This is a genomic window from Marivita sp. S2033, from assembly GCF_046592965.1.
Lineage (GTDB): Bacteria > Pseudomonadota > Alphaproteobacteria > Rhodobacterales > Rhodobacteraceae > Marivita.
This window is the reverse complement of sequence record NZ_JBISBV010000002.1, coordinates 405,505-431,374: the sequence shown is the minus strand read 5'-3', so window position 1 is coordinate 431,374 and position 25,870 is coordinate 405,505. Positions and strand designations below refer to the sequence as shown.

General features: G+C 62.9%; 23 protein-coding genes. 9 read left to right on the top strand and 14 right to left on the bottom strand.

Going from position 1 to position 25,870, the window contains the following annotated elements; genetic code table 11:
* The first annotated feature begins 66 nt into the window (after positions 1 to 66).
* From cobS to ACGKZZ_RS06260, 5 genes are all read left to right on the top strand, one after another.
* A complete protein-coding gene (gene cobS / locus ACGKZZ_RS06280) occupies positions 67 to 1,053 on the top strand; it encodes a cobaltochelatase subunit CobS (protein ID WP_411222631.1) in 987 nt (328 codons plus the stop codon).
* 50 nt (positions 1,054 to 1,103) lie between these two features.
* Positions 1,104 to 1,469: a hypothetical protein gene (locus ACGKZZ_RS06275; protein WP_411222630.1), complete on the top strand. Its 366-nt coding sequence runs from the start codon at positions 1,104 to 1,106 to the stop codon at positions 1,467 to 1,469.
* Positions 1,466 to 3,343: a cobaltochelatase subunit CobT gene (gene cobT, locus ACGKZZ_RS06270; RefSeq protein ID WP_411222629.1), complete on the top strand. Its 1,878-nt coding sequence runs from the start codon at positions 1,466 to 1,468 to the stop codon at positions 3,341 to 3,343. Before ACGKZZ_RS06275 ends, cobT begins: the two co-directional genes overlap by 4 nt.
* Positions 3,344 to 3,478: 135 nt before the next feature.
* Positions 3,479 to 5,260: an aminopeptidase P family protein gene (locus ACGKZZ_RS06265; protein WP_411222733.1), complete on the top strand. Its 1,782-nt coding sequence runs from the start codon at positions 3,479 to 3,481 to the stop codon at positions 5,258 to 5,260.
* Positions 5,261 to 5,319: 59 nt separating this feature from the next.
* Positions 5,320 to 5,664: a DUF427 domain-containing protein gene (locus tag ACGKZZ_RS06260; protein ID WP_411222628.1), complete on the top strand. Its 345-nt coding sequence runs from the start codon at positions 5,320 to 5,322 to the stop codon at positions 5,662 to 5,664.
* Positions 5,665 to 5,677: 13 nt separating this feature from the next.
* Here ACGKZZ_RS06260 and ACGKZZ_RS06255 read toward each other — a convergent pair whose 3' ends face one another.
* The 5 genes from ACGKZZ_RS06255 to ftsZ form a co-directional block, all read right to left on the bottom strand.
* Positions 5,678 to 7,354: a chloride channel protein gene (locus tag ACGKZZ_RS06255; RefSeq protein ID WP_411222626.1), complete on the bottom strand. Its 1,677-nt coding sequence runs from the start codon at positions 7,352 to 7,354 to the stop codon at positions 5,678 to 5,680.
* 107 nt (positions 7,355 to 7,461) lie between these two features.
* A complete protein-coding gene (gene recN, locus ACGKZZ_RS06250; protein ID WP_411222625.1) occupies positions 7,462 to 9,114 on the bottom strand; it encodes a DNA repair protein RecN in 1,653 nt (550 codons plus the stop codon).
* Positions 9,115 to 9,150: 36 nt separating this feature from the next.
* The gene (locus ACGKZZ_RS06245) at positions 9,151 to 10,005 is read right to left on the bottom strand and encodes an outer membrane protein assembly factor BamD (protein ID WP_411222624.1); all 855 of its coding nucleotides are present in this window, start codon (positions 10,003 to 10,005) and stop codon (positions 9,151 to 9,153) included.
* 134 nt (positions 10,006 to 10,139) lie between these two features.
* Positions 10,140 to 11,060 carry a UDP-3-O-acyl-N-acetylglucosamine deacetylase gene (lpxC, locus tag ACGKZZ_RS06240; protein WP_411222732.1) on the bottom strand — a complete coding sequence of 307 codons (921 nt, stop codon included), beginning with the start codon at positions 11,058 to 11,060 and terminating at the stop codon, positions 10,140 to 10,142.
* Positions 11,061 to 11,272: 212 nt separating this feature from the next.
* Positions 11,273 to 12,904 (bottom strand): cell division protein FtsZ, encoded by a 1,632-nt coding sequence (ftsZ, locus tag ACGKZZ_RS06235; protein WP_411222623.1) that lies wholly within the window; start codon positions 12,902 to 12,904, stop codon positions 11,273 to 11,275.
* Between the two features lie 460 nt (positions 12,905 to 13,364).
* Between ftsZ and ACGKZZ_RS06230 the strand changes: the two genes are divergently transcribed.
* Positions 13,365 to 14,417, top strand: a complete 1,053-nt coding sequence (locus ACGKZZ_RS06230; protein ID WP_411222622.1) for a hypothetical protein — start codon at positions 13,365 to 13,367, stop codon at positions 14,415 to 14,417.
* An 85-nt stretch (positions 14,418 to 14,502) separates the two neighbouring features.
* On the opposite strand, the gene ftsA is transcribed toward ACGKZZ_RS06230, so the two are convergent.
* The 9 genes from ftsA to ftsW all read right to left on the bottom strand — a co-directional run bounded on the left by ftsA (position 14,503) and on the right by ftsW (position 23,195).
* Positions 14,503 to 15,837 carry a cell division protein FtsA gene (gene ftsA, locus ACGKZZ_RS06225; protein ID WP_411222621.1) on the bottom strand — a complete coding sequence of 445 codons (1,335 nt, stop codon included), beginning with the start codon at positions 15,835 to 15,837 and terminating at the stop codon, positions 14,503 to 14,505.
* Positions 15,834 to 16,709 (bottom strand): cell division protein FtsQ/DivIB, encoded by an 876-nt coding sequence (locus tag ACGKZZ_RS06220; RefSeq protein ID WP_411222620.1) that lies wholly within the window; start codon positions 16,707 to 16,709, stop codon positions 15,834 to 15,836. The genes ftsA and ACGKZZ_RS06220 overlap by 4 nt, the downstream gene beginning before the upstream one ends.
* Positions 16,697 to 17,611: a D-alanine--D-alanine ligase gene (locus tag ACGKZZ_RS06215; RefSeq protein WP_411222619.1), complete on the bottom strand. Its 915-nt coding sequence runs from the start codon at positions 17,609 to 17,611 to the stop codon at positions 16,697 to 16,699. The genes ACGKZZ_RS06220 and ACGKZZ_RS06215 overlap by 13 nt, the downstream gene beginning before the upstream one ends.
* A 109-nt stretch (positions 17,612 to 17,720) precedes the next feature.
* The gene (gene murB / locus ACGKZZ_RS06210) at positions 17,721 to 18,671 is read right to left on the bottom strand and encodes a UDP-N-acetylmuramate dehydrogenase (RefSeq protein WP_411222618.1); all 951 of its coding nucleotides are present in this window, start codon (positions 18,669 to 18,671) and stop codon (positions 17,721 to 17,723) included.
* A 48-nt stretch (positions 18,672 to 18,719) separates the two neighbouring features.
* Complete coding sequence (locus ACGKZZ_RS06205) at positions 18,720 to 18,968, bottom strand: DUF2484 family protein (protein WP_411222617.1); 249 nt, start codon at positions 18,966 to 18,968, stop codon at positions 18,720 to 18,722.
* On the bottom strand, positions 18,965 to 19,216 hold the full coding sequence (locus tag ACGKZZ_RS06200; protein WP_411222616.1) for a DUF2484 family protein: 252 nt from the start codon (positions 19,214 to 19,216) through the stop codon (positions 18,965 to 18,967). Before ACGKZZ_RS06200 ends, ACGKZZ_RS06205 begins: the two co-directional genes overlap by 4 nt.
* 193 nt (positions 19,217 to 19,409) lie before the next feature.
* Positions 19,410 to 20,807, bottom strand: a complete 1,398-nt coding sequence (murC, locus tag ACGKZZ_RS06195; RefSeq protein WP_411222615.1) for a UDP-N-acetylmuramate--L-alanine ligase — start codon at positions 20,805 to 20,807, stop codon at positions 19,410 to 19,412.
* Positions 20,808 to 20,828: 21 nt separating this feature from the next.
* On the bottom strand, positions 20,829 to 21,929 hold the full coding sequence (locus ACGKZZ_RS06190; RefSeq protein ID WP_411222614.1) for a UDP-N-acetylglucosamine--N-acetylmuramyl-(pentapeptide) pyrophosphoryl-undecaprenol N-acetylglucosamine transferase: 1,101 nt from the start codon (positions 21,927 to 21,929) through the stop codon (positions 20,829 to 20,831).
* A gap of 99 nt (positions 21,930 to 22,028) precedes the next feature.
* Positions 22,029 to 23,195, bottom strand: a complete 1,167-nt coding sequence (gene ftsW / locus ACGKZZ_RS06185; RefSeq protein WP_411222612.1) for a putative lipid II flippase FtsW — start codon at positions 23,193 to 23,195, stop codon at positions 22,029 to 22,031.
* Positions 23,196 to 23,338: 143 nt separating this feature from the next.
* On the opposite strand from ftsW, the gene ACGKZZ_RS06180 reads away from it, so the two are divergent.
* The 3 genes from ACGKZZ_RS06180 to ACGKZZ_RS06170 are packed head-to-tail and all read left to right on the top strand — an operon-like array spanning position 23,339 to position 25,869.
* On the top strand, positions 23,339 to 24,520 hold the full coding sequence (locus tag ACGKZZ_RS06180; protein WP_411222611.1) for an NAD(P)/FAD-dependent oxidoreductase: 1,182 nt from the start codon (positions 23,339 to 23,341) through the stop codon (positions 24,518 to 24,520).
* A 33-nt stretch (positions 24,521 to 24,553) separates the two neighbouring features.
* Complete coding sequence (locus tag ACGKZZ_RS06175; RefSeq protein ID WP_411222610.1) at positions 24,554 to 25,216, top strand: hypothetical protein; 663 nt, start codon at positions 24,554 to 24,556, stop codon at positions 25,214 to 25,216.
* A complete protein-coding gene (locus tag ACGKZZ_RS06170) occupies positions 25,213 to 25,869 on the top strand; it encodes a hypothetical protein (protein WP_411222609.1) in 657 nt (218 codons plus the stop codon). The genes ACGKZZ_RS06175 and ACGKZZ_RS06170 overlap by 4 nt, the downstream gene beginning before the upstream one ends.
* Position 25,870: the final 1 nt, after the last annotated feature.

The following is a 25,870-nucleotide window of genomic DNA, read 5'->3' as shown; positions in this document are numbered from 1 at the left end:
TGCTCCTCCCGCCATTATGTTGCACCACACGGCGTAAGACGCGAAGCAAGGAAGGATGTCCGTAGCATGGCCGACGGGATGATTGACATCAACGCCAAACCGACCGAGGAGATTTCGGCCCGCGAGGTTTTTGGCATCGACTCCGACATGATCGTGCACGGGTTTCCCGAGCGGACCGAACGCGTGCCGGATCTGGACAGCACCTACAAGTTCGACACCGATACCACGATGGCGATCCTTGCGGGGTTCCGCAACAATCGCCGGGTGATGATTCAGGGCTATCACGGCACTGGCAAATCAACCCATATCGAACAGGTCGCCGCCCGGCTCAACTGGCCCTGCGTGCGGGTGAACCTCGACAGCCATATCAGCCGCATCGACCTGATCGGCAAGGACGCGATCAAGCTGGTCGATGGCAAGCAGGTCACCCAGTTTCAGGAAGGCATCCTGCCCTGGGCGCTGCGTAACCCGACCGCGATTGTATTTGACGAGTATGACGCAGGCCGCGCCGACGTGATGTTCGTGATCCAGCGCGTGCTGGAAACCGACGGCAAGCTGACGCTGCTCGATCAGAACGCGGTTCTGACGCCGCACAAGTATTTTCGCATCTTCGCGACCGCCAACACCGTTGGTCTGGGCGACACCACAGGGCTTTATCACGGCACCCAGCAAATCAACCAGGGCCAGATGGACCGCTGGTCACTGGTCGCGACGTTGAACTACCTGTCGATCGACGCCGAGACGTCCATCGTTTTGTCCAAGGCGCCGCATTACAACACCGAAAAGGGCCGCAAGACCGTGCGCCAGATGGTGACCGTTGCCGACCTGACGCGCACCGCTTTCATGAATGGCGACCTCAGCACCGTGATGAGCCCGCGCACCGTGATCGCCTGGGCGCAAAACGCCGAGATTTTCCGCAACGTCGGCTATGCGTTCCGGGTGTCGTTCCTCAACAAGTGCGACGAGCTGGAGCGTCAGACCGTGGCGGAATTTTACCAGCGGTGCTTTGACGAGGAATTGCCGGAAAGTGCCGCGTCGCTGAGCGTGCCGTGATTTTCCGGGCGGACCACTTCCGTCGGGCTCCCGCCAAACTTGCAAGAAGGGTGGTCCTGATCGGGGTGGCGTTCGGCACAGGCGCGGTCATGGCGGCACAAGGCTCGCTGTATCCGGCCGCCCAATGCGCTGCGTTTTGGCTTGGCTATGAGGATTATGCACAGGTCTCGCCCTATCTCGACACCGATGCGGACGCGGCCACCGCTGCGGCTGCGTTCCGCAAAGTCGCGCTTCGCCTGGGCGGCGCGGAAAGCGCCGTTGACGCCTATATCGCTGAACAACGTCCGTTGATGGCATTGCTGATGGAGGGCTATATCTATGGCAATGACACGCAAAGCCGCGAGGTCTTCGAAGACCTCAGTGCCATCTGTCAGGAGTTTGCAGACCGTCATCCGGAAACACGGGATCTGAAATGAACAAGCCAACCGACAACCCCGCCGACCCGTTCAAGAAGGCCTTGGCCGAAGCCACCAAAGTCATGGCGAACGATGCCGATCTGACGGTCAGCTACTCCGTCGATCCGGCGGGCATCTCGGGCGACGCGATGCGCCTGCCCCAGATCAGCCGGCGCCTGACACGCGACGAAGTGTTGCTGGCGCGCGGGACGGCGGATGCGATGGCGATGTATCGCCGTTACCATGACGATGCCACGCACACACGCTACGCCCCGCCCGGCGACACCGCGCGCGAACTGTACGAAGCGATGGAGACCGCGCGCTGCGAGGCGATGGGCGCACGCGATATGCCGGGTACGGCCGGCAACATCGACGCCAAGATCGGCCACGAGGCGATGCGGCGCGGATATGATCAGATCACCCAGGCTGCGGATGCGCCATTGGCGATGGCGGCAGGGTATCTGGTGCGCCATCTGGCCACCGGCCGCGATCTACCCGAGGGCGCGCAGAACGTGATGGATCTCTGGCGCGGCTTTATCGAGGATCAGGCAGGCGGCAAGCTGGACGACCTTCAGGACGTGCTGTCCGATCAGGCAGCGTTTGCCCGGTTCGCACGGTCGGTAATCACCGATCTGGGCTATGGCGACCAGTTGGGCGATGATCCCGACGCGGCGGATGACGACGCTGAGGATCAGGCCGAAGAGGGCGGCGAGGAGGAGCAAGAGCCCGATAGCACCGGTCAGGACGACGACGAGGATCAGGACGCCGAGGCCAGCCCCGAAAGCAGCCAGGAGCAGACGCAGGATCCCTCTCAGGCGCAGGTGTCGATGGACGACATGGCCGATCAGGAGATGGGCGAGGAAACCGAGATGCCGGAGGGCGAGGCTCCGATGGAGCCGCCGCCCCCGCCCGCGTTTTCCGAAGCCGACCCCAATTATACCGTCTTTGACACCAGCCATGACGAAGAAATCGCAGCCGAGGATCTCGCAGAGCCGGTCGAACTGGAGCGGTTGCGCGCCTATCTCGATCAGCAACTCGAGCCGCTCAAGGGCGCCGTAAGCCGCTTGGCCAACAAGTTGCAGCGCCGTCTTCAGGCGCAACAGAACCGCTCGTGGGAATTCGATCTCGAAGAGGGCATTCTGGATGCGGGTCGCCTTGCGCGCGTCGTGGCGAACCCGACGACGCCGCTCAGCTTCAAGATCGAGAAGGATACCGAGTTCCGCGACACGGTGGTGACGCTGCTGCTGGACAATTCCGGCTCCATGCGCGGACGCCCCATTTCCATCGCCGCGATCTGCGCCGACGTGCTCGCCCGCACGCTCGAGCGCTGCTCGGTCAAGGTCGAGATCCTCGGCTTTACCACCCGCGCCTGGAAGGGCGGTCAGGCCCGCGAGAAGTGGCTGAACGAGGGGCGTGAGCAACAGCCCGGACGTCTCAACGATCTGCGCCACATCATCTACAAAAGAGCGGACGCGCCGTGGCGGCGGACGCGCGATAATCTGGGCCTGATGATGAAGGAAGGCTTGCTGAAGGAAAACATCGACGGCGAGGCGCTCGAATGGGCCCATCGGCGCATGGTGCATCGGCCGGAATCGCGCAAGATCCTGATGGTGATCTCGGATGGTGCGCCGGTGGATGACAGCACCCTGTCGGTGAACCCGGCCAATTATCTTGAAAAACACCTGCGCGATGTCATCGCGATGGTCGAACGGCGAAAGCAGGTCGAACTTCTGGCCATCGGCATCGGCCATGACGTGACGCGCTACTATGACCGCGCCGTCACGATCACGGATGTCGAACAACTGGCCGGTGCGATGACCGAACAACTCGCGTCCTTGTTTGACAGGGATCCGCGCGCGCGGGCGCGGTTCCTCGGCATCAATCGCTCGCGATGACGCAAATCGTGTTGAACCGGCATAGCCGGTCCGACATGTGCGGCCTTCCAAGTCGCTAGATTTGAGTATTTTTGAAGAAAAGAAAACAGGATCGCAGCCTGTTCCGTGCTGCGCGATCTTACCGGAGACGACGTCATGTTTCAGAGCTTCAGCGAACCCTCGCACCCCGAACAGGGACCACCCAGACTGGCCGCGCTGCGGCAGGTCATGGCGGACGAAGGGCTTGACGGGTTCATCATTCCGCGCGCCGATGCGCATCAAGGCGAATACGTCGCCCCGCGTGACGACCGCCTGTCATGGCTGACAGGGTTCACCGGCTCCGCGGGATTCTGCGTGGCCTTGGCGGAGTCGGCGGGCATCTTCGTTGATGGGCGCTACCGCGTGCAGGTGCGCTCTCAGGTGGCGGATGTGTTCACGCCGGTCGATTGGCCCGAAACGACGCTGGGCGCATGGATCGCAAAGCAGGTGCCAGCGGGCAGCGTGATCGGGTTCGATCCGTGGCTGATGACTTTGGACCAACTGCGCGATCTCAAAAAACAAGTGGGAGATATCGAGTTGCGCCGCGTGAGCAACCTCGTCGACCGGATCTGGGACGATCAGCCCAAACCGCCCGCGGCACCGGCTTTCGTGCAACCTGTGTCCCTGACCGGCAAGGCGCATGGCGAGAAGATCACCCGCCTCGCGCAAACGCTTGAACCGGCGACTGCTGCCGTTCTGACCCTGCCCGACAGCATTTGCTGGCTGCTCAACATTCGCGGCAACGATGTGCCGCGCACGCCGTTCCTGCATGCGTTCGCGGTGCTGCACGACAGCGGCGAGGTGACACTCTTTGTGGACGAGCAGAAAGTGGCGAACCTCGGCGATCATCTTGGCTCCAATGTGCGGGTTGCACCCGTTGATACGTTCCTTTCCGTCATCGCATCGTTGAACGGCCCCGTGTTGATCGACCCGGCCAGTTGTCCGGTGATCGTTGCCGATACGCTTGAAACCGCAAGGATCGAGCTGATCGAAGCGCGCGACCCCTGTGCATTGCCCAAGGCCAGCAAGACGGATGTGGAACTCGATGGCGCGCGCGCGGCGCATCTGCGCGACGGCGCGGCAATGGCGCGGTTCCTCGGCTGGCTCGACAGCCAGCCGGCAGGCAGCCTGACCGAGATCGACGTGGTCACACGGCTCGAACAGGAGCGCGCGGAGACCGGTCAGTTGCGCGACATCAGCTTTGATACCATCGCCGGGGCCGGTGAGCATGGCGCAATCGTGCATTACCGCGTCACCGAGTCGAGCAATCGCAAGGTCGAGCATGGGCTCTTGCTGGTCGATAGCGGCGGTCAGTATGTCGATGGCACAACCGACATCACCCGCACGGTTGCCATCGGACAGCCACGCGACGAGGAGCGGCGTGCGTTCACGCTGGTGCTGAAGGGCATGATCGCGATGTCGCGGGTGCGCTGGCCCAAGGGACTGGCCGGGCGCGATCTTGACGCTTTGGCACGGGTCGCGCTGTGGGAGCACGGAATGGATTACGGCCACGGGACGGGGCACGGCGTCGGATCCTACCTTAGCGTGCACGAAGGACCGCAGCGCCTTGCACGCACTGGGACCGTGCCGCTTGCACCCGGCATGATCCTGTCGAACGAGCCGGGCTTCTACAAGCCGGGCGCCTTCGGCATTCGGATCGAAAACCTGCTCGTCGTGCAAGAGGCCCCGGCCCTTCCGGACCAGACAGTGCCCGACATGCTGTGTTTCGAGACGTTGACATTCGCGCCGATCGACACATCTCTCGTTGACACGGAGCTTCTGACACGCGTGGAGCGCGACTGGCTCAATGCCTATCACGCCGATGTGCAGTCGAGGATCGGGCCGTTGGTTGATCGTGACGTCGCGTCGTGGCTGACCCGGGTCTGCGCTCCGATCTGAGCTTTGACATTTACAACATACCGCCAACCCCGCTACATCGCGGTCAAAAGGGATGGATCATGCAAGACGACATTACGATCAAGAAAGCCGACGGCACATGGGTCGTGCGAACCGGTGGTGCGGTGATCGCAGAAAGCACCGATGCTATCATGGTAACGGAAGGCGACCGCCCCTTCGTCATCTACTTCCCGCGCGATGATGTCGCGATGGCGTTTCTGGACGCCTCCGAACATCGTAGCGACTGCCCGACCAAAGGGACGGCGCACCATTTCGACATCGTGTCGAAAAGCGTGACCCTGAAAAACGCGGTCTGGAGCTATGAAGATCCGAAAGCGGGCGCGTCCGCGATCAAGGGTCATCTGGCCTTCAATGCGCAGGATGACGTCACGGTCGAGCGGATTTAGTCCAGCGCCGATCTCAGCGGTGCTCTTCCTCGGCAGTCGCCGCAAGGGCGCGGTTATACGCCTTGAGCGCATCGACATGGAACAGCGCGCCCTGTAACACCGGCGCGCTGTCCTCGCCTTCGAGCTTGACCACCGGCAGAAAGGCAACGCCGGATTTGTCAAACAGCGGCAGTGCGGTTTCCAGCGTCGCCTGCGCCTGCACGTAGAGCCCCTGCTCGACCATCGACAGGCAGGTGTCCTGATCCGCCGCGTTTTCCGCATCTGGTTTGCGCATCACACCCTGCACCCGGAACATCGCCAGCAGATAGGCCTGCGGTCCTGCCGATAGGCGCACGTTGCGCCGTTCCAGTTGGGTGAGGAAGAACGACCGGTCCACCAATCGCGACGACAGCGAAGTGGACATCGACACCGACACCATCACTGCAAGGCCAGTTTGCCAGTCGCCGGTGAGCTCGAACACGATCAACGTGGTCGAGATCGGCGCGCCCAGAACAGCCGCCGCAACCGCCCCCATTCCTGCAAGAGCGTAAAGTGTGGGTGCACCGGAATTGTCTGGGAAAATGCCTGTCGCGATCAGACCAAAGGCCAGCCCGGTCAGCGCGCCCAGCATCAGCGACGGCGAGAAGATACCGCCGCCCATGCGCCCGCCCAGTGTGATTGCAACAGCGATCACCTTGAGCATCGCAAACACAATCGCCTCGTGCCAGAGCAATGTACCCGTCAATGCGCGCGACGTGGTTTCGTAGCCGACGCCGATGATGTGGGGGAACCAGATCGCCAGCGCACCAAGAAGCACCCCCGCGACCGCCGGAAGAAGCAGATGCGGCACACCCAGCCTGCGCTGAACCTGCTCGCCCACATCCTCGGCCAGAAACACCGCGCGCATCATCGCCACCGCGACCAGCCCACAGACCAGACCAAGGATAAAGAACGCGGGCAATTCCAGATAGAACTCGACCGTTGTCGTGCCGGACAGGGAAAACTCGGTGACATCTCCGAACATCAGGCGGTTGATCACCGTGCCCGCCGCACTGGCCACCACGATGGGCGCAAAGGCGTGGACGGAAAAGTGGCGCAGGATGACTTCGAGTGCGAACAGCGCGCCCGCGATGGGGGCGTTGAAACTGGCCGAGACAGCGGCGGCGACGGCACAGCCCAAAAGATCGCGTCCGGTGACGCCATCAGCACGGATGGTGTTTGAGACCCAGGATGAAATCAGCGCCGCGATATGAACCACCGGCCCCTCGCGCCCCGAGCTGCCCCCCGTGGACAGCGTGATCCAGGAACAGACCGCCGAGGCGATACCGGCCTTGGTCTCGACCCGTCCGTCATTCAGCGCCGCGCCCTCGACAACGTCGGCGACCGCACGGACACGACCATCGGGCGTGAAGTAATGCACGATCACCCCGACAACGAGCCCGCCCATCGTCGGGATCGCCAGAAGCATCCACCACGGCAGGTTCTCTGCGTAACTGTGGATCGTCGTCACGCTGGGTGTGCCGTAGACCGACGTTTGCAACAGCGTGATCGCCAGGCGGAAACCCGTGGCCGCAAGACCGGCCGCGATGCCGATCATCAGCGCGATCAACCAGAACTGGAATTGCGACGGTCCCTTGCGGCGCAAGACGTCCCAGCCACGCTTGCCCTGTTTTTTCAGGTGCAGCCACTGTTCACGCAAGGTCGACCTCATGCCGGGTGATCCTTTCAGGGGCGCCAAACACACGCCGAAACTGTCTGAAATTCAACGCTTAACCCAAGCTGTCGTCGTCTCCAAGCCTTCAGAGACATCGCCCGGCCTCAGCCCGCCAGCAATGCCCGCGCGGCGGCGCGGGCCTGGTCGGTCACCGTGTCGCCCGATAACATGCGCGCAATCTCGCCTTCGCGCGCGGTGGAATCCAGCGGCACCACGGTCGAAATCGTCTGCCCATCGCTCACCTGTTTTTCCACCCGCCAATGATGCGCGCCAAGGGCGGCGACCTGTGGTGAGTGTGTGACCACCAGCACCTGACCGTCTCGGGCCAGCGCGGCCAGACGTCGCCCGACCGCGTCCGCCGTGGCACCGCCGACTCCGCGGTCGATTTCATCAAAGATCATGGTGATCCCCGCATCGCGCCGCTCGGAGAGGCAGACCTTCAACGCCAGAAGAAACCGGCTCAACTCCCCGCCCGAGGCGATCTTGCCAATCGGTCCGGCAGGCGCGCCGGGGTTCGGCGCGACGGCAAATGCCACCGTGTCGCGCCCATCAGGGCCCGCCGGCGCGTCCGTCAGTTCGGTCACGAAAACGGCCCTCTCCATCTTGAGCGGGGCCAGTTCCGCGCAGACCGCCTTGTCCAGTCGCCCAGCCGCCTCGGCGCGGCTCTGGCGCAGGGCGTCCGCTGCGCTGTCATACGTTACCTGCAACGCTCGCAGTTCGGCCTGCAATTGCGCCATTCGGTCGGCACCTTGATCCAGCGCCATCAGCCGGTCGCGCAAGTTGTCGGCCAGACCGGCAAGATCGTCGGGCGCGACGCTGTGCTTGCGGGCCAGCCCGCGCAGCGCGAACAGACGCTCTTCGGTCGCGTCAAGCTCTGTGGGATCGAACTCCAGCGCATCGAGGCAGCGCGCGACACCGCGCGACGCTTCGTCCAGTTCCGCCATCGCGCGGGTCAACGCGCCAAGCGGTTCGTCCAACTGCCCATCCGCCGCATCGCTGACCCCGTCAAGCCAGCGCAGCGCATCCGCCATCGCGCCTTCCGCGCCTTCCAGCCCCATGACCTGAGCAGCCCGCGCGATATCATCGCGGATCCGTTCGGCACTCTGCATCATCCGGCGCCTGGCATCCAACTCGGCGTCCTCTCCCACCTCGGGTGCCAGCTTGTCCAACTCGGCGACCGCGTGGCGCAGGAAATCTTCCTCGGCCTGTGCAGCAGCATAGGCCGCTTCCGCCTCGGCCACCGCCTTGCGCGCCTTTGACATCGCGCTCCACGCGGTTCTGACCTCTGCCAACAGCGCGTCATGCGCGGCAAACGTATCCAGAAGCGCGCGATGCCCCTTCGGGTTCAGCAAGCCGCGATCATCGTGCTGGCCGTGCAGTTCCACCAATGTCTCGGACAGCGCGCGCAACATCTCACCACTGGCGCGCCGGTCATTGACCCACCCGGTCTTGCGCCCCTCGACCGTGTTCACCCGCCGCAGGATCAACTCGTCCGTCTCGTCAAAACCGGCGTCCGCCAGAACCGCACGTGCCGGATGGCGCGCAGGCAGATCGAACACCGCCGTGACCTCGCCCTGTTCGGCACCGCTGCGGACCAGTTCGGCGCGCCCGCGCCAGCCGAGAACAAACCCCAGAGAATCCAGCAGAATCGATTTGCCGGCCCCGGTCTCACCTGTCAGCACGTTCAGACCCGACTGAAACTCCAGTTCCAGCCGGTCGATGATAAGCATGTCGCGTATGTCAAGCGTGCGCAGCATTTTGATGCGTTGGGCGGGCGGTCAGACCCACCGTCCCTAAAGCCACTGGCCCTTGACCATCTGACGGTAAACCTTGCTCAGCCAGTTGTCGCCGATCGACTTCATCTCAAGACCGCGACCCGTCAGCAGGGCGTAGCTGTCCTCGTACCACTCGGTCGACTGGTAATTGTACCCCAGGATCGCCCCGGCGGTTTGCGCCTCGTCGGTCAGGCCAAGGGACAGGTAGGCTTCCACCAGCCGGTGCAGCGCCTCGGCGGTGTGCGTGGTGGTCTGGAAATCCTCGACCACAACGCGGAACCGGTTGATCGCGGCCGGGTAATGATCGCGCTTGAGGTAATAGCGCCCGATCTCCATTTCCTTGGCCGCGAGATGATCGAAGGCCAGATCGAACTTCAACACGGACGACCGCGCATATTCGCTGTCCGGATACCGCTCGATCACCGTCCGCAGCGCCTGCAACGCCTGAAAGGTCAGACCCTGGTCGCGGCCCACTTCCTCGATCTGGTCGTAATAGCTCAGCGCCAGCAAGTATTGCGCATAAGCGGCATCTTCGTCGGTTGGATAGAAGTCGATATACCGCTGCGCGGCACCCCGGCTGCTCTCGTAATCCTTGTTCTGGTGATAGGCATAGGCCTGCATGATGACGCCACGCTTGGCCCATTCCGAATAGGGATAAAGCCGCTCAACTTCCGAGAAATAGAAGGCTGCATCTTCCGGATCCTTGCGATCCAGCTCGAATTCGCCGCGCTCGTAAATCTGCTCGGCGGTGAAATTTTCAATTGGTACGCCACCGGGGCCGAAGCCCGGCCGTTCACCGTTGCCGCACGCTCCCAGCGTCAATGCCAAGAGCCCCGCTCCGATCACAGCTCTTGCGTGTCTGCCCGCTGCCATGCCCGTCACCTATCTAAAGTCGCCGTGGCTATAGGTGCCACTTGTCCGCTTCGGTCCTAGCACAGAAAATCCCGAGGCAAAACGCCTTTGCACGGCAATCATTCGTGAGGCTGTATTGCAACCCGCCCGGCGTGTCACGCGACAGCGGGAATCTCGGTCGCGTTGACCCCCGCACCGGGCAGCCGCGCCGCAAGCGCAAAGTCACACTCGCGAATCCGGTAGCCATCGGGCGTCGCGAACAGTTCGCGCAGCAGCATGTTGGTCAGCGTGTGGCCCGCCTTGTGGCCCTCGTAATGGCCCAGGATCGGCGCACCGGCCAGCGACAGATCGCCCAACGCGTCCAGCATCTTGTGCCGCACCGCTTCGTCCTCATGGCGCAAGCCGCCGGGGGTCAGGACGCAATTGCCATCGACCACCACCGCATTGTCCATCGTTCCGCCCAATGCCTTGCCGGCAGCGCGCATCGCCTCAACGTCAGACGCACGACAGAACGTCCGGCTGTCGCACAATTCCCGCACAAATGTGCCATTGCACAGGTCAAGCGATTTGCTTTGCTTGCCGATTGCCTGGTCTTTGAAATCGATGTGAAAATCCATCGTCAGCCCGGCCCCGGGCGCCAGCCGCGCCCAACCCTGAGCGGTGTGGACCTCGACCGTGCTCAACACCTCGATCACCCGGATCGGCGCCGACAGGCGCGCGACGCCAGCCGCCATGATCTTGCGCACGAACGGTGCCGCGCTGCCGTCGAGCACGGGAACTTCGGGCCCGTCAATCTTGACCAGAGCGTTGTGAACACCACAGCCCGCGAAGGCCGCCATGACGTGTTCGATCGTGGACACCGAAACACCGGCATCGTTGACAATCAGCGTGCACAGGGGCGATTGCTCGGCATGATCCCAAAGCGCGGGAATCCGCGCGTTGCCCAGACGAATATCCGTCCGCTGGAATACGATTCCGTGATTGGCCGGTGCAGGGCAGACGGACATCGCAACCGGAAGACCGGTGTGCAAACCAATTCCTTCGAACCGGATCGGAGATTGGACGGTTGTCTGCAAAAGAACCTCAGTGGTTACGGACACATTTAGAGCGCCTCGTTTCGAGTGAGGTAATACAAACTGCCAGCCGCCGCCTCAAATCAAAGAATATAACGGTGTGAAACATGCACCTCTTATGCATCGGCGGATTTCCGCGCAATCAAGTAAACTGTTGATACAAAACGAAAACGCCCACGAAAACGGGGGCGTTTCACAGGCGGTTCTCCGCGGTATCAGTTGGCTTGACGTCGCAGGAAGGCCGGGATTTCAATCCGCTCCTGATCGGCATCCACCTCGGGCTCGGGTGCCGGGGCCGCTGCGCTCGACTGAACCGGCGGCTGGCTCGACCGGCGCACCGGGGCTTCGCCACCCTGGGTGTGTCCGGTCATCCGGTTGATCAGCGAATTGATCCCGAACCGGGGTCTTTCGCTATCGGCCGGCTCGGCTTCGGCTTGGTGATGGGGACGCGCTGTGCCGGGGGCAGGACGCGCCCGCGATGCGGCAGCCTGAAGACGCGCAAGCGCCTCGGCGCTCGGTGTGCCCGGAGCAGGTGCACGCGGTGCGACGAACTGCTCGGGATCGGCTTCGATGCTGTCTTCGCGCGGGCTGAATTCGGCAACTTGCGGGCGATATGCGGGCATCGGCAAACCGTCTTCGTCAACCGACTCCTGTTGCGGTGCTTGCTGCTCGAAAATGGTTTCCATCTGCTCTTCCGCCGCTTCGCGCTCGGTCTCGGCTGATCCGAACAGCGATGGTTCTTCTGCCGCTTCGGCGACACGCGCAGCGACGGGCTGTGGCATCGGCTCGGGCTTTTCGGAACGGGCATCCTCGACCTTGGTCGTTTGCGTCAGCGGCGTTGCGAGCGACCGGCGCGGCACGGGGATTTCGGTGTGTACGTCAACTGCATCAATGCCGGTCGCGACAACACTCACCCGCATCTTGCCCTCCATGCCGTCATCGAGCGTCGAGCCGACGATGATATTGGCGTCCGAATCCACCTCTTCGCGAATACGGTTTGCCGCTTCGTCCAGCTCGAACAGCGTCAGATCATGGCCGCCGGTGATGTTGATGAGAACACCCTTGGCGCCGCGCAGGCTGATTTCATCCAGCAGCGGGTTGGCAATGGCCTTTTCGGCGGCTTGGATCGCGCGATCCTCGCCCTCGGCCTCGCCTGTGCCCATCATCGCCTTGCCCATCTCGTCCATCACCGCGCGCACGTCGGCGAAATCGAGGTTGATCAGGCCCGGACGCACCATCAGGTCGGTCACACCCTTCACACCCTGATAAAGAACATCGTCCGCCATCGAGAACGCTTCGGTAAAGGTGGTCTTTTCATTCGCCAGCCGGAACAGGTTCTGGTTGGGAATGATGATCAGCGTATCGACCACCTTTTGCAGCGCGTCGACGCCATCCTCGGCCTGCTGCATCCGCTTGCCGCCCTCGAATTGGAACGGCTTGGTCACCACGCCGACCGTCAGAACGCCCAGCTCCCGCGCGGCTTGCGCAATGATCGGCGCCGCCCCGGTCCCAGTGCCTCCGCCCATGCCGGCTGTGATGAAACACATATGCGCGCCAGCCAGATGATCGACGATCTGCTCTATGCTCTCCTCGGCAGCCGCGGCACCGACAGAGGCCCGCGCGCCCGCGCCCAGACCTTCGGTGACTTTCACTCCAAGCTGGATGCGACTTTGCGACTGGCTTTGCTGAAGCGCCTGAGCATCGGTGTTGGCAACCACGAAATCGACGCCATCGAGCGCCTTTTCGATCATGTTGTTCACCGCGTTGCCGCCAGCACCGCCGACACCGAACACGGTGATGCGGGGTTTCAATTCTTCCTGTCCGGGCACCGAAAGGTTCAAAGTCATGTGTCTGTCCGCCTGCTGTTTTCGCCCCATTCAGGGCATTTCCTGCGCCTATTTTAGCCAGTAATAACGATTTGACGCACGAACGTCACGAAAAAAACGCGGAAATACCACCAAATATGGCCCTATTTTGCAAGTTTCTCGCGGAATTTCGCCAACCCGACGATATCTAGCGGTTTCGCCCCGCCTCGCCACTAGGCACAGGGAATCAGTCGCCTTAAGCGACAGTCTTTATGCGATTGAAATTCTGGCTCTGCTCTGCCTGCCGGTGTTGGGACCGATCTATGCGACGAGCCTAGCACGTATTCCCCGCCACCGCCAGCGCGTGGCGTCCGTATTTCGCACTCGAATTCCGATAATATCCACGCCGGCATTATCCGTTGAGGTTGAGCGTGGAACGAAGTTTCGCGTGTGGCGTTGGTCCTTAAATCGAACTCTCTGTCCAGAAAAAAAGGTGCCGACCATGCCAGCCGTCAATCGAACCACCGCATACACCGCCGAAGCCCGGCTCGATCTTGGGGGCCGCGCCTCGTGGGGCGCAATATTCGCCGGCACCGTCGTCGGTCTCGCAATCTTCGCTTTGCTCAGCCTTCTGGGCGCCGGTATCGGTTTTTCCGCCATCGAAGTCGATGCGAACGACCCACTTGGAGCGGTTCCGAGTGCAACGCCAATCTGGATGTTCCTCAGCCAGTTGGTTGCGCTTGGCGCAGGTGGTTTTGTCGCCGGTCGGCTCGCCGGAGTGCTGCACGGCATGGGCGCGATCCTGCACGGCGCGACGGTCTGGGGTCTTTCCACCCTGCTCGCCGCCTGGCTTGCCGTCAGTGCGAGCATGGGACTGTTCAACATGGCCGGCTCCGCCATCAGCCTCGCCGGATCGGCTGTGTCAAGCACTGCGTCCGCCACCGCAGACGCCTTTGACGCGGCAGTTCCTGACGACGTGAGCCTGCCGGATCTCGCAGTCAGCCAAATCGGGTTGGAAGACCTTCCCGAACCCGTCGCGTCGCGCCTGCGCGAGAACGGCATCACGCCCGATAACTTTCAGGACGAGGCGCAGGAAGCCTTTCGCAACGTGATCAGCCGTGCCGAGCAGGCCCGCGCGCGCAGCCTTATCGAAGGGGCTGCGATGGACATCTGGCGCAACCCCGACAACGCTCGAGACCGGTTGCAGCAGCTCGCCGATACGCTCGTCGGCGGTGAGAATGCGGTGATTTCCGAGGAAGACCGCGAGCAAGCCATCCGTGTGATGGAGCGCCGTCTGGACCTGACGCCGCAAGAAGCAGAAGCCTATGTCAATCAGGTCGAAGCGGAACTGCAACGCCTGAGCGGCGAAGTGCAGACGTCGATCCAACAGGCTCAAGACGCTCTTGATGACGCCCAAGCCGCTGCTTCCGAAGCCGCTGACGATGCCGCCGACGCCGCCGCATCGGCTGCCCTGCTCGCCGCGCTGGCCTCCCTGATCGGGCTTGCCGCTGCCGCAGGCGGTGCCTTCCTTGGCCGTCCGGTCGATCTCGACTGATCTACGCGGACCACCTTGAAACGAATGTCCCCGCCAATCTGGCGGGGAATTTTTCTGTGTATTGCTCTGAGCCGCAGAGCGCGGTTTACCAATTGTCGCGGAACCACTTCACCGCCCGCTTGAGAGAGCGCGCCGGATACCGGTCTACGGGAATTTCGAAATCCCACCATTCGTCCTGCGGATGCGCCGCGAACAGGCAAAGCCCTACGGCACTGGCAAAGCCCGGCCCCGTCGCCGCTTGCGGCAATCCATGCACCCGCATCGGCCGGCCCAGCCGCACCTGCTGACCCAGGATTTTCGTCGCCAGACCGTCCAGTCCGGGGATTTGGCTCGCGCCACCGGTCAGCACGATCTGCTGGCTTGGCAGATGCTCGAACCCCGCCACGTCAAGCCGCGCGCGCACCTCTTCAAGGATCTCCTCGACCCGTGGTCGCATGATGCCGATCAGTTCCGCCCGGCTGACCGAGCGGCGATCATGGTGCCAATCGCCGGTATCGCCGCCGATCTCGATCATGTCGCGGTCGTCCATGCCGGTCGCCACCACACCGCCGTGGAACGTCTTGATCCGCTCGGCCACCGCCATCGGCACCTGAAGCCCCATCGAAATGTCGCTGGTGACGTGATCGCCCCCCATGCGCACGGCGTCGGCATAGATCATGTGTTTCTTCATGAAGATCGAAATGCCGGTCGCGCCGCCGCCCATGTCGATACAGGCTGCACCCAGTTCCTGCTCGTCCTCGACCAGCGCCGAGACGCCGGACACATAGGCCGAGCTCGCAATGCCCGCCAGTTCCAGATCGCAGCGCTTCATGCAATGGGCCAGATTGCGCACTGCCATCGCGTCCACCGTCAGCATGTGCATGTCGGTGGCAAGCTCCTGCCCGATCTGCCCACGCGGATCGATCAGACCGCTCCGGTGATCGAGCGCGAAATTCACCGGCTGCGCATGCAGAACCTCACGGCCATGCCCGAAATCGGGCACTTCGCAGGCCGACAGCACCCGCGCCACATCCTGTTCGTCGACCGTTGTGCCGGCCACATCGACCTTGCCGGCCAGACCATAGCTGCGGGGATCGGCGCCGCCGAAACAGGCGATCACGTGATCGACCCGGATCTGCGCCATTTTCTGAGCCGCCTGCACCGCCGTGCGAATGGCACGCTCGGTTTCCGTCATCGCTTCGATCTCGCCAAAGCGCACCCCGCGCGACCGCGTCGTTGCCGCACCGATCACCCGGAACCCCGATTGCCCGGCAAGCGATCCGATGCTGTCGCTTTCAAGACCGCGGTCGGTGCCGTCAAAGCGCAGCACAAGGCAGCCGATCTTGGAACTCCCGATGTCGAGGATCGCGATCACGCCTCGCTGCATCGCTGCGCGGCGCATGTTGCGCATTGCCCGCTGAGACTCGTATAGCTCGATCATTCCGATGATTCTCCTGCCTCAATCGACCGGATGCGCAGCAATTCCTGCACCGCTCCGTCTGTCATTCTCAATGTCGGCCGATGCGCCAGCCGCAGATCGACCGCGACCAGATCGCGCTCCAGCAGATCAACCGCATCGTCCATCGCGATCACCCGTTCCAGCGCCTGCGCGCCGTCAACTTCGGGCAGCAAGACACGTTGGCCGCGATCAAGGACGACATCCCAGCGACGTTCGCCCATTCGCACGAATCCACGCAAACGCGACGACAGCGGCCCGGCCGCCGCAGCCAGATCGAGCGCCTCGCTCACACGCGCTTGCGCACCATCGCCCACGATCAGCGGCAAATCCGGCCAGTCAGCGCGCAGGAACGCGGGCCCGACCAGAACCCCGTCCTCGTCCAAAAGCTGCAAGCCCCGATCATTGCGCCACAGCACCACCGGCACGCGCTCGACCACATCGACCTGCAACACGTTTCCCTGACGCACATAAAGCCGCGCCGATTTCACCGGATCGAGCGACACGACCGTTTCGCGCATCTGCTCCAGATCAAGATCGAAAGAACTAATGGGAAACTCCAGCGGCAGCATCTCTCGTATGCCTTCGGCCACCAGATCGCTCGCCCCGTCCACCGCCATCATGTTGACCATGAATTCCGGTCGGCTTTCGACCTGCATGCGAAGATCGGTATAGGTGTCGATTACCATCTGCCGGTTGGCATCCACCGACAGCCACCAGCTTGCCGCACCGAACGTCGCCAGACACGGCAACCCGAACCGCAACAGCAGCCGGAACAGCGGCGTCAGCATCAACCGCTCCATGCGGTATTTCAACCGCGACGGCGCAGGATCGGGGCGCGTGATCATCTGTGACATGACGCGTCCTCCACCATCCAGCGGCACAGATCGCCAAAGCTCATGCCGACATGCGCCGCCTGCTCGGGGGTCAATGACGTGGGCGTCATGCCGGGCTGGGTATTCGTCTCAAGCAGGATCAACCCGTCGAGCCCCCGCGCCTCGTCCCAGCGGAAATCGGTGCGGCTGACGCCCCGGCACCCCAACGCGTCATGTGCGCGCCGCGCATAGTCCAGGCAGGCCGCGGTGATCTCGTCGGGTATGTCGGCAGGCACCACATGGCGCGATCCACCGGCCTTGTACTTGGCGTCGTAGTCATACCATCCGTCGGTCAGGATATCGGTCACACACAGCGCCCGGTCGCCCAACACCGTCGTGGTCAATTCCCGCCCCGGCGCAAACGCCTCGACCATCACCGTCTCAGGCATGTCGTCATCCAGCGCACGCGGCCCGTTCGCCGCTTCCTGCACCAGGTAGACCCCAACCGAAGAGCCCTCGTTGAACGGCTTGACCACATAGGGCGGCGTCATCACATGGCGCGCCCGCACGTCGTCGCGCGCGGCCAGAACGCTGTCCACAACCGGCAATCCGTGCCGCCGGTAGACCGCCTTGGTGCGCTCCTTGTCCATCGCCAGCGCCGAAGCCAGAACGCCCGAATGGGTATAGGGCAGGCCCAGCCATTCCAGCAGGCCCTGCACGCAGCCATCCTCACCCCACCGGCCATGCAAGGCGTTGAACACGATGTCAGGAGAAAGATCGCATAGCACCTGGGCAAGATCACGGCCTGCATCGACCGCGTGAACCTCATAGCCTTCGCCCCGTAAAGCGGCCGCGCATTCGCGCCCCGACGACAGAGACACCTCGCGCTCTGCCGAGGGGCCGCCCATCAACACTGCCACTTTCGGGCTTGCCTTGCTCGACATACCCAAAACGCCTCAAATCACGGGGTTTGCCCCCGTTTCCGCCCGGGGCTGCGCCCCTTATTATATTGTCTGCAACCTGCTCGTTGCACTGCCTCGAATGCGCGAAGGTTTACCCTTCGTCACCAGCGCCCGGTTCACCGATCCGCTTAATTTCCCACTCTAACTCTATTCCAGAGTGTTGGAAAACCCTTTTTCGCACCTCTTCGCCCAATCCCTCGAGATCCGCTGCGCTCGCCGCTCCGGTATTGACCAAGAAGTTCGGATGCTTGGGCGACATCTGCGCCCCGCCCCGCCGCGCGCCGCGCAACCCGGCATCCTCGATCACCTTCCACGCCTTGAGGTCATGCACATCGTCCGCCGCCCCGGTCGAGGAATATCCGGCCGGGTTGCGAAACGTGCTGCCGGCCGTGCGGTCCTTGGTGGGTTGTGTCGCATCACGCTTGGCCAGTTGCTCCGCCATCCGCGCGTGCAACGCATCCGGATCACCCGCGTCGGCCCTGAAGACCGCCTCAATGATCACCGCGCCCTCCGGCACAGCGCTGGAACGATAGCCGAGGTTCAGATCGGATGCCGAAACGGTCAGCAGATCGCCGTCCCGCGTCACCACCCGAACCTCGATCAGATGATCGGAGACATACGACCCGTAACAGCCCGCGTTCATCCGCACCGCGCCACCGATGGCGCCCGGTATGGTGCGCAGAAACGTCAGGTCTAGCCCGGCATCCGCCGCCTTCCGCGCCACATGCGCATCGAGCGCGGCGGCTCCGGCGGTCACGCGACCGTCTCCGGTCTCGATCCCGTTGAAGCCGCGCCCCAGCCGGATCACCACCGCGCGCAAGCCGCCATCGCGCACGATCAGGTTTGATCCGACCCCGATCGGAAACATCGCCACGTCGCGTGGCACGTCCCGCAAGAAAACGCGCAGATCCTCCAGATCGGCGGGTTGAAACAGCCAGTCAGCGGGCCCGCCCACGCGCAACCATGTCAGTTCGGACAGCGGTTTGTCCGGCGTCAACCGGCCCCGAACGTCGGGAAGCTGTGATCGGGATACCTCACTCATGGCCTGCGTTTTGCCCCGGCAAAGGCGACGCGTAAAGCCACATTCCGCCTAGCCCGCGATCTGCCGCTTGATCCAGACCAGCAGATACCGCACCGGCCAGCGAAACACCGACACGACCGCCAGCGTTATCAGCAATCCGACCCAGATGCCGTCCGCTAGATACACCCAAACCAGAATGGGCGCGCCCAGCACCATAAGCACATAGGCCCGGCGCCAGTGATTGTCGCGCGACGGCAAGGCTGCGAGGATCGCGGCAAGGATGATCCAGCAACAGGCGGCACTGAGCGAGTAGCTCATTGCGGCACCTCGACCCGCTGCCCGCTTGCGCGTTTCCAGAAATAGCGCAGCGGATTGCGATACATCGACACAAACGCCATCACGCCCAGCGCCGACGCCAGCAACCCGGCCACCTGCGCGATCTCGAAAATCAGGAATGGCGCCGCCAGCAACAGCGACACCCCCGGCACATATTGCCATCGCATCGGCAACATCGCGACGAGCGCAGACGCGAACACCCAGCCAAGACACATCAAAAGCAGCGTCATACTCCGCCTCCCAGAGTGAAAACCGCGCCCTGTAAACCCGAACTTTCAGGCCAAAACACGACAGCACGGCGGTAATCCCGTGGAAACGCAGGTTTTCCGCCACCCCATGTCTCTGGTTGACAAATACCTCGGGGGAGGCCGAAGGCCGGGGGCAGAGCCCCCAAAAATCCAACGCTTTAAAGACGGAACCCGGTCATCCGTTCAACCGCTCTGGCAACCCGTTGGCCCAGGCCGAAATCGTGCCTGCGCCAAGACAGACAACCATGTCGCCCGGTCGCGCCTGCTCGCGCACCAGTCTTTCGAGGTCGTCCTCGGACAGAATGGCCCGCGCATGACGGTGTCCGTGCCGGATCAGACCGGCCACCAGATCGTCCCGCGAAGCGCCCGCGATCGGCGCCTCTCCGGCGGCGAAGACATCCGCAATTGCCACTACGTCCGCCTCGTTGAAACAGCCGCAGAAATCGTCGAACAGGCTGGACAGACGGGAATAGCGGTGCGGCTGATGCACCGCGATGACCCGGCCTTCGGAGGCCTGACGGGCGGCCTTGAGTACGGCGGCGATCTCCACCGGATGGTGACCATAATCATCAATGATCGTGACCCCGTTCCACTCGCCAACTTTGGTAAAGCGTCGATTCACACCGCCGAATGCGGCCAATGCTGCCCGGATTTCGGACTTCTTCATCCCCAGATGCCGCGCCACGGCAACCGCCGCCAGAGCATTTGACACGTTGTGATCGCCCGGCATCGGAAGCGAACACTCCTCGATCACATCCTCCTCGGCCTGCAACGCGATATCGAAATGCGCCACACCCTTTTCATAGCGCAGGTTCACCGCGCGAACATCCGCCTGCGCGTTGAACCCGTAGGTGACGACGCGGCGATCGGTGACGCGCCCCACCAGACGCTGCACTTCCTCGTGGTCGGTGCAACAAACCGCCAGTCCGTAGAACGGGATATTCGAGACGAAATCCTGAAACCCCTCGCGCAGGCGCTCGAAATCGCCCCAGTGTTCCATATGCTCGGGGTCGATATTGGTGACGATCCCGATGGTCGCGGGCAGACGATTGAAGGAGCCGTCGCTCTCGTCGGCCTCCACCACCATCCATTCGCCCTGCCCCATCCGCGCATTCGAGCCATAGGCATGAATGATGCCGCCGTTGATCACCGTCGGATCAAAGCCGCCAGCCACCATCAGTTCTGCCATCATCGTGGTTGTCGTCGTCTTGCCATGTGTGCCCGCCACCGCGATGTTGGACTTGAGCCGCATCAGCTCGGCCAGCATATCGGCGCGGCGCACCACCGGCAGGCCGCGCAGGCGGGCCTCGTCAAGTTCTGGGTTGCCGGGTTTGATCGCGGTCGAGGTGACGACCACCTCGGCCCCGTCCAGGTTGTCAGCGCTCTGGCCGACGAAGATGCGCGCACCCAGATCGGCCAGACGATCGGTGATCTTGCTCGCCTTCAGATCCGAGCCTTGCACGGTATAGCCCAGATTGACCAACACTTCGGCAATGCCTGACATGCCGATGCCGCCGATGCCGACAAAATGGATTGCGCCGATATCGACGGGCAGTTTGGTGGCGGCGTTCATCAGTATTGTCCTTCGTCTTTTTCAACGTGGGGGGGCCTGTCCGGCCAGTGTCTCGACAAGCGCGGCCAGATCCTGCGCCGCGTCGGGTTTGGAGGCGCGCACCGAGGCGAGGCACATTTGCAAAGCCGCGTCGGGGTTTTGCAAGACCGACGCGATCTGTTCGGCAAGGCTGTCAACCGTCAGCTTGCTTTCCGGAATACGGATCGCTGCCCCTGCCTCGACCAGCCCGCGTGCATTGGCGCTCTGGTGATCGCTGGTTGCTGCGGCATAGGGGATCAGGATCGCCGGTCGCCCGATCACCGAAATATCGGCCACACTCGACGCGCCAGCGCGCGAAATCACAAGCTGCGCCTCTGACATGCGGGCGGGAATATCGTTGAAAAACGGCTGCACTTCGGCTGTTACGCCGTTTTCGGCGTAGTAGGTCGCGACACGTTCGGCGTCCTCATCCCGCGCCTGATGGCTGATGCGCAAATGCTGCAATGTGTCCAGCGGCAGCGAGGCAATGGCGGGGGGCACCACGTCCGACAGGATCCGCGCGCCCTGGCTGCCACCGATCACGAGGATCGACATAGGGTAATCCCCCGGTGAGATATAGCCCGCGCCCGCGCGGTCGCGTATGGCACGCCGCACCGGATTGCCCACATGCACCGCCTCTACACCGTCCGGCAGGTCGGTCGGCCATGTGCCGCAGGCGACGCGGTCGACATGTTTGGCAAAGCGCGCGTTGACCCGACCCAGAACGCCGTTCTGTTCATGGATCATGCGCGGAATGCGCAGCAGCGTGGCCGCCCCCAGCGCCGGGATCGAGGGATATCCTCCAAAGCCCACCACCACATCCGGCTTGTCGCGCGCCATGCGCGCCGTCATCGACGACACACCGCCCAAAATACGGAACGGGGCCAGTCCCTTGGCCAGCACGCCACCGCGCGCAAAGGTGGCGCTGCTGACCTGCTCGATCTCGGTGGAGTGCGGAAAGCCGCCGGTGTAGCGCGCACCACGCGCGTCGGTCGACAGCTTCACCCGCCAGCCGCGCCGCAACATGACCTCGGCCAGTGCCTGCGCGGGAAACATATGTCCGCCGGTGCCCCCGGCTGCAATTATCAAATAGGGTTTTGTCATGGCTGCCCGATCCCCCTGAGCGCCGCTCTTGCGACCTGAACGACACCCTTGTCAACAAATCTGCGCGGTTTCACCCCCGAAACGGGGCCGAAACGAGCGTTACCGCAACCGTCCACGCAGAATATCGCCGATTTCGCCCTGAGGCCGGGTGCGGGTAAAGGCCAGCAACATGCCGACGGCAATGCCCCCCGCGATCAGCGACGATCCGCCATAGCTCACAAACGGCAGCGTCATGCCCTTGGCTGGCAACAGCCGCACCGCCACACCCATGTTGATCATCGCCTGAACGCCGAACATGCAGGCCAGGCCCGTGCCTGCAAGGCGAATGAACGGATCGCGTTCGCGCATCAGCCGCAACAGAGAGCGCACGACGATGATCGTGTAAAGCACGATGATCATCAGCACGAGCGCAAGACCGTATTCCTCTGCCGCCACGGCGATGATGAAATCGGTATGCGCATCCGGAAGCGACCATTTCACCTGCCCCTCGCCGACGCCGACCCCCAGAAAGCCGCCCTCGCGGATGGCGTTTGTGGCGTAGCCAAGCTGCGTCGTCGGATCGACGTCGGGGCTGAGGAAGCCGTCGATCCGGCGGGCAAAGTGTTCGGAGTTCTGATAGGCCACCGTTCCGAAGAACACGACCGCCCCGGCCATGCCCAGCAAAAGCAGCATCGGCGCACCGGCGACGAAATACATCACGCCCCAGCCGAACAGCACAAGGCACGCCTGCCCGAAATCCGGCTGCAAGGCGAGCATTAGCACGATGCTGACCGTCAGAGCGAAAGACAGTGATTTTCCCGGCGGCCCACCCAGTTCCTGACTTGACGCCAGGAGCCACGCCGCCACGATCACGAAGGCCGGCTTGAGAAATTCCGACGGCTGCACCGACGCAAAGCCCAGCGAATACCAGCGCACCGCGCCCTTGCCGAAATCGGTGCCGAAGAACGGCAGGAAGCACAGCGCGACGAAGGCCGCGATAAAGCCCAAGACGGCCAAACGACGCACGACCACCGGCCCGAGCGTCGAGACGAAGATCATCACCACCAGCGCAAGGCCGCCAAACACCGCTTGCCGTTGAACATAGTGAAACGGCGCGAACCCGTTGCGCTCGGCCAAGGGAGGCGACGCCGCCAGGCCCAGCAAAATCCCCACTCCGAACAGGATCAGAATGCAGGACAACGACCACTTGTCCACCGTGCGCCACCACTTTGGCAACACAGGTTCGCCCGCACGCGACGGAACCGCGCCATAGACCATTTCTGTCATGGTATCACCGCTTTGACTGCCTCAATCGCCCGTGTTTTCCGGGTCTTGTGGCGAATGTAACGGATTTTTCGCATCCAAGCCAGAGGTATGATTCGCTTTTGGCGAATGCTTGTGCAAAACCGCGATCCGTGATGGGAGCGGGCATGGAAATTCAGACATTGATTTTGGGCGCAGGCGCGGCGGGCATGATGTGCGCGGCCCATGCCGGGCCATCCACGCTGGTCATCGACCACGCCAAGGCACCGGGCGAAAAAATCCGCATCTCCGGCGGTGGACGCTGCAATTTCACCAATATGCACACCGATCCGACGCGGTTTTTAGGAACAAATCCACATTTTCACAAATCCGCCCTCAGCCGCTACACCCAGTGGGATTTTCTTGATCTGGTGGATCGCTACAAGATCGCCTGGCATGAAAAGACGTTGGGTCAATTGTTTTGCGACGACAAGGCGACACAGATCGTTAAGATGTTGCGCGCCGAGATTGCCCGTGCTGGCGCGGAGCTATGGCTTGGGACCACGCTTGTCGATCTGCAACACGATGGCAACAGATTCACCGCAACGCTCGAGCGCGACGGGATGCGTCACACCGTAATGGCGCGCAACCTGGTGCTGGCCACGGGCGGCAAATCCATTCCCAAGATGGGCGCGACCGGCCTCTCCTATGAGATCGCGCGCCGCTTTGGTCACGCTCTCACCGATACCCGCCCCGGCCTCGTACCGCTCACCTTCAGCGATCAGCGCTTTGCACCGCTCTCGGGTGTGGCGACGCCGGTCGCGGTGTCGGCGAACGGCACGCAGTTTGACGAGGCGCTGCTGTTCACCCATCGCGGATTGAGCGGTCCGGCGATCCTTCAGATTTCAAGCTACTGGAGCGAAGGCGATCCGATCGCGGTAAATCTTCTGCCCGACCAGGATCTTGCCACCACGCTACGCAGCGCACGCACGGCACAGGGCAAACGCAAGGTCACAACCGCGTTGGCCGAGGCTCTGCCGGAACGGCTGATCGCCTACCTTGCCCCCGAATTGCCACTTCAGGGAAATGTCGGCGACCTATCGGACGCGCGGATCGACGAGATCACGGATGCGTTGCGCAACTGGGTGTTGAAACCAACCGGAAGCGAAGGCTACCGCACCGCCGAAGTCACGCTGGGCGGCATTGCGACCGACCGGATCGACAGCCGCACCATGATGTCGCGCGACATGCCGGGCCTGTTCATGATCGGCGAAGCGGTGGATGTGACCGGCTGGCTCGGCGGGTATAATTTCCAATGGGCGTGGAGTTCCGGCGTTGCGGCCGGCCAAGCCGCACGCGAGCGGCCTTGAAAGGACGGGCGAACTGGGCCACATCTGCCGCTTATGCCGCATGATGCCTTCACTGTTCCGCAAGCCCCGGTCGCGTTGTTACGCGGCCCCTTGCGGGATCTGGCAAATCGCGCCGCTCTGGGGCGCGACGCACCCAAGGCACAAGAACGGATCTGGATCGACCCGTCCCGCCTCAGCCGCATCTACACGCGCAACCCTGCCGAAACGCCCGACTTCAAGCGGCGGCATTCCGGCATGGTGATCGGCGGCGATTGGGACATGCAGACCGAACCGATTGACCAGTCCTGGAAAATCGCCGCCTGTCTGGCGCATTTCCGCAACGGTGTGCCGTGGGCCAAGACCAAGGTGTATCCGAAGATGCAGGCGATGATCGGATTGCGCGGGCAGTTCGACGGCTGCCGCACGACCGATGACATCACCGCGCGCTACGCGGCGATCGACGTTATGTATGCCGATATCCGGCAGAACGGTTTTCGCGACAAGACCGTGTGGCGCTTCGGCACGCCGCGTCTGCCGGAAGGCGTGTTCATCCATATCGACCGCAATGGCGCCCCCGTTTTCGGCGCCATCGGCAACCACCGCATCGGCATCGCGCGAGCCTTGCGGCTGACGCGGATTCCGGCGCAGTTGGGTGTGATTCATCCCGAAGCGTTTGAAAACGGCGCCTTGGCTCAGTATCGGGACCGGACGGCATGAGCGATCTGCAACAAGCATTAAGCGCCGGTGTGCCGGTCAAGATCGCCCGCGACGTCTACAACCGCGTGCGCTATGGCGCAGAGGCTCCGAAAAGCGACGAATTGATCTGGATACGCCCGCGCGACGTGACCGATTGGTACAAGCCCGACCCGGCCAACGGCGCGCCCAAGTTCCGGCGGCGGCATTCCGGGCTTGTGGCTTCGGGTGACTGGGATCGCTCGCGCACCCCCTTTGGCGGGCACATCAAGCTCGACAGCATCCGCGCCCATTTCGAGGGCGGTGTGCCGTGGCAGGACACGCCGTTATTCGCGTTCATGCTGGATCAGCTGGCCGAAAAAGGGCGGGTGGATTCCTGCCTGTCACGCGAAGACCTGATCGCACGGTATGACAGGCTAGACCGGATCTATGAGGAAGCCCAACGCACTCGGACCCTGCGCCCGCATGGCAGCGTGAACGAGACACGGCGCGAGCATGGCGGCATCCTTGTCCACATCGCCCGCGACGGCACGCCGCTGCGCGATGGCGGCGGGATGCACCGGTTTGCGATTGCCTATGTGCTCGACCTGCCGCGTGTTCCCGCGCAACTGGGCGTGATCCACTCGGATGCGTTCAAGTCAGGCGTCCTGCAAGAACTGCGCCGCCCTCCTGAATGAC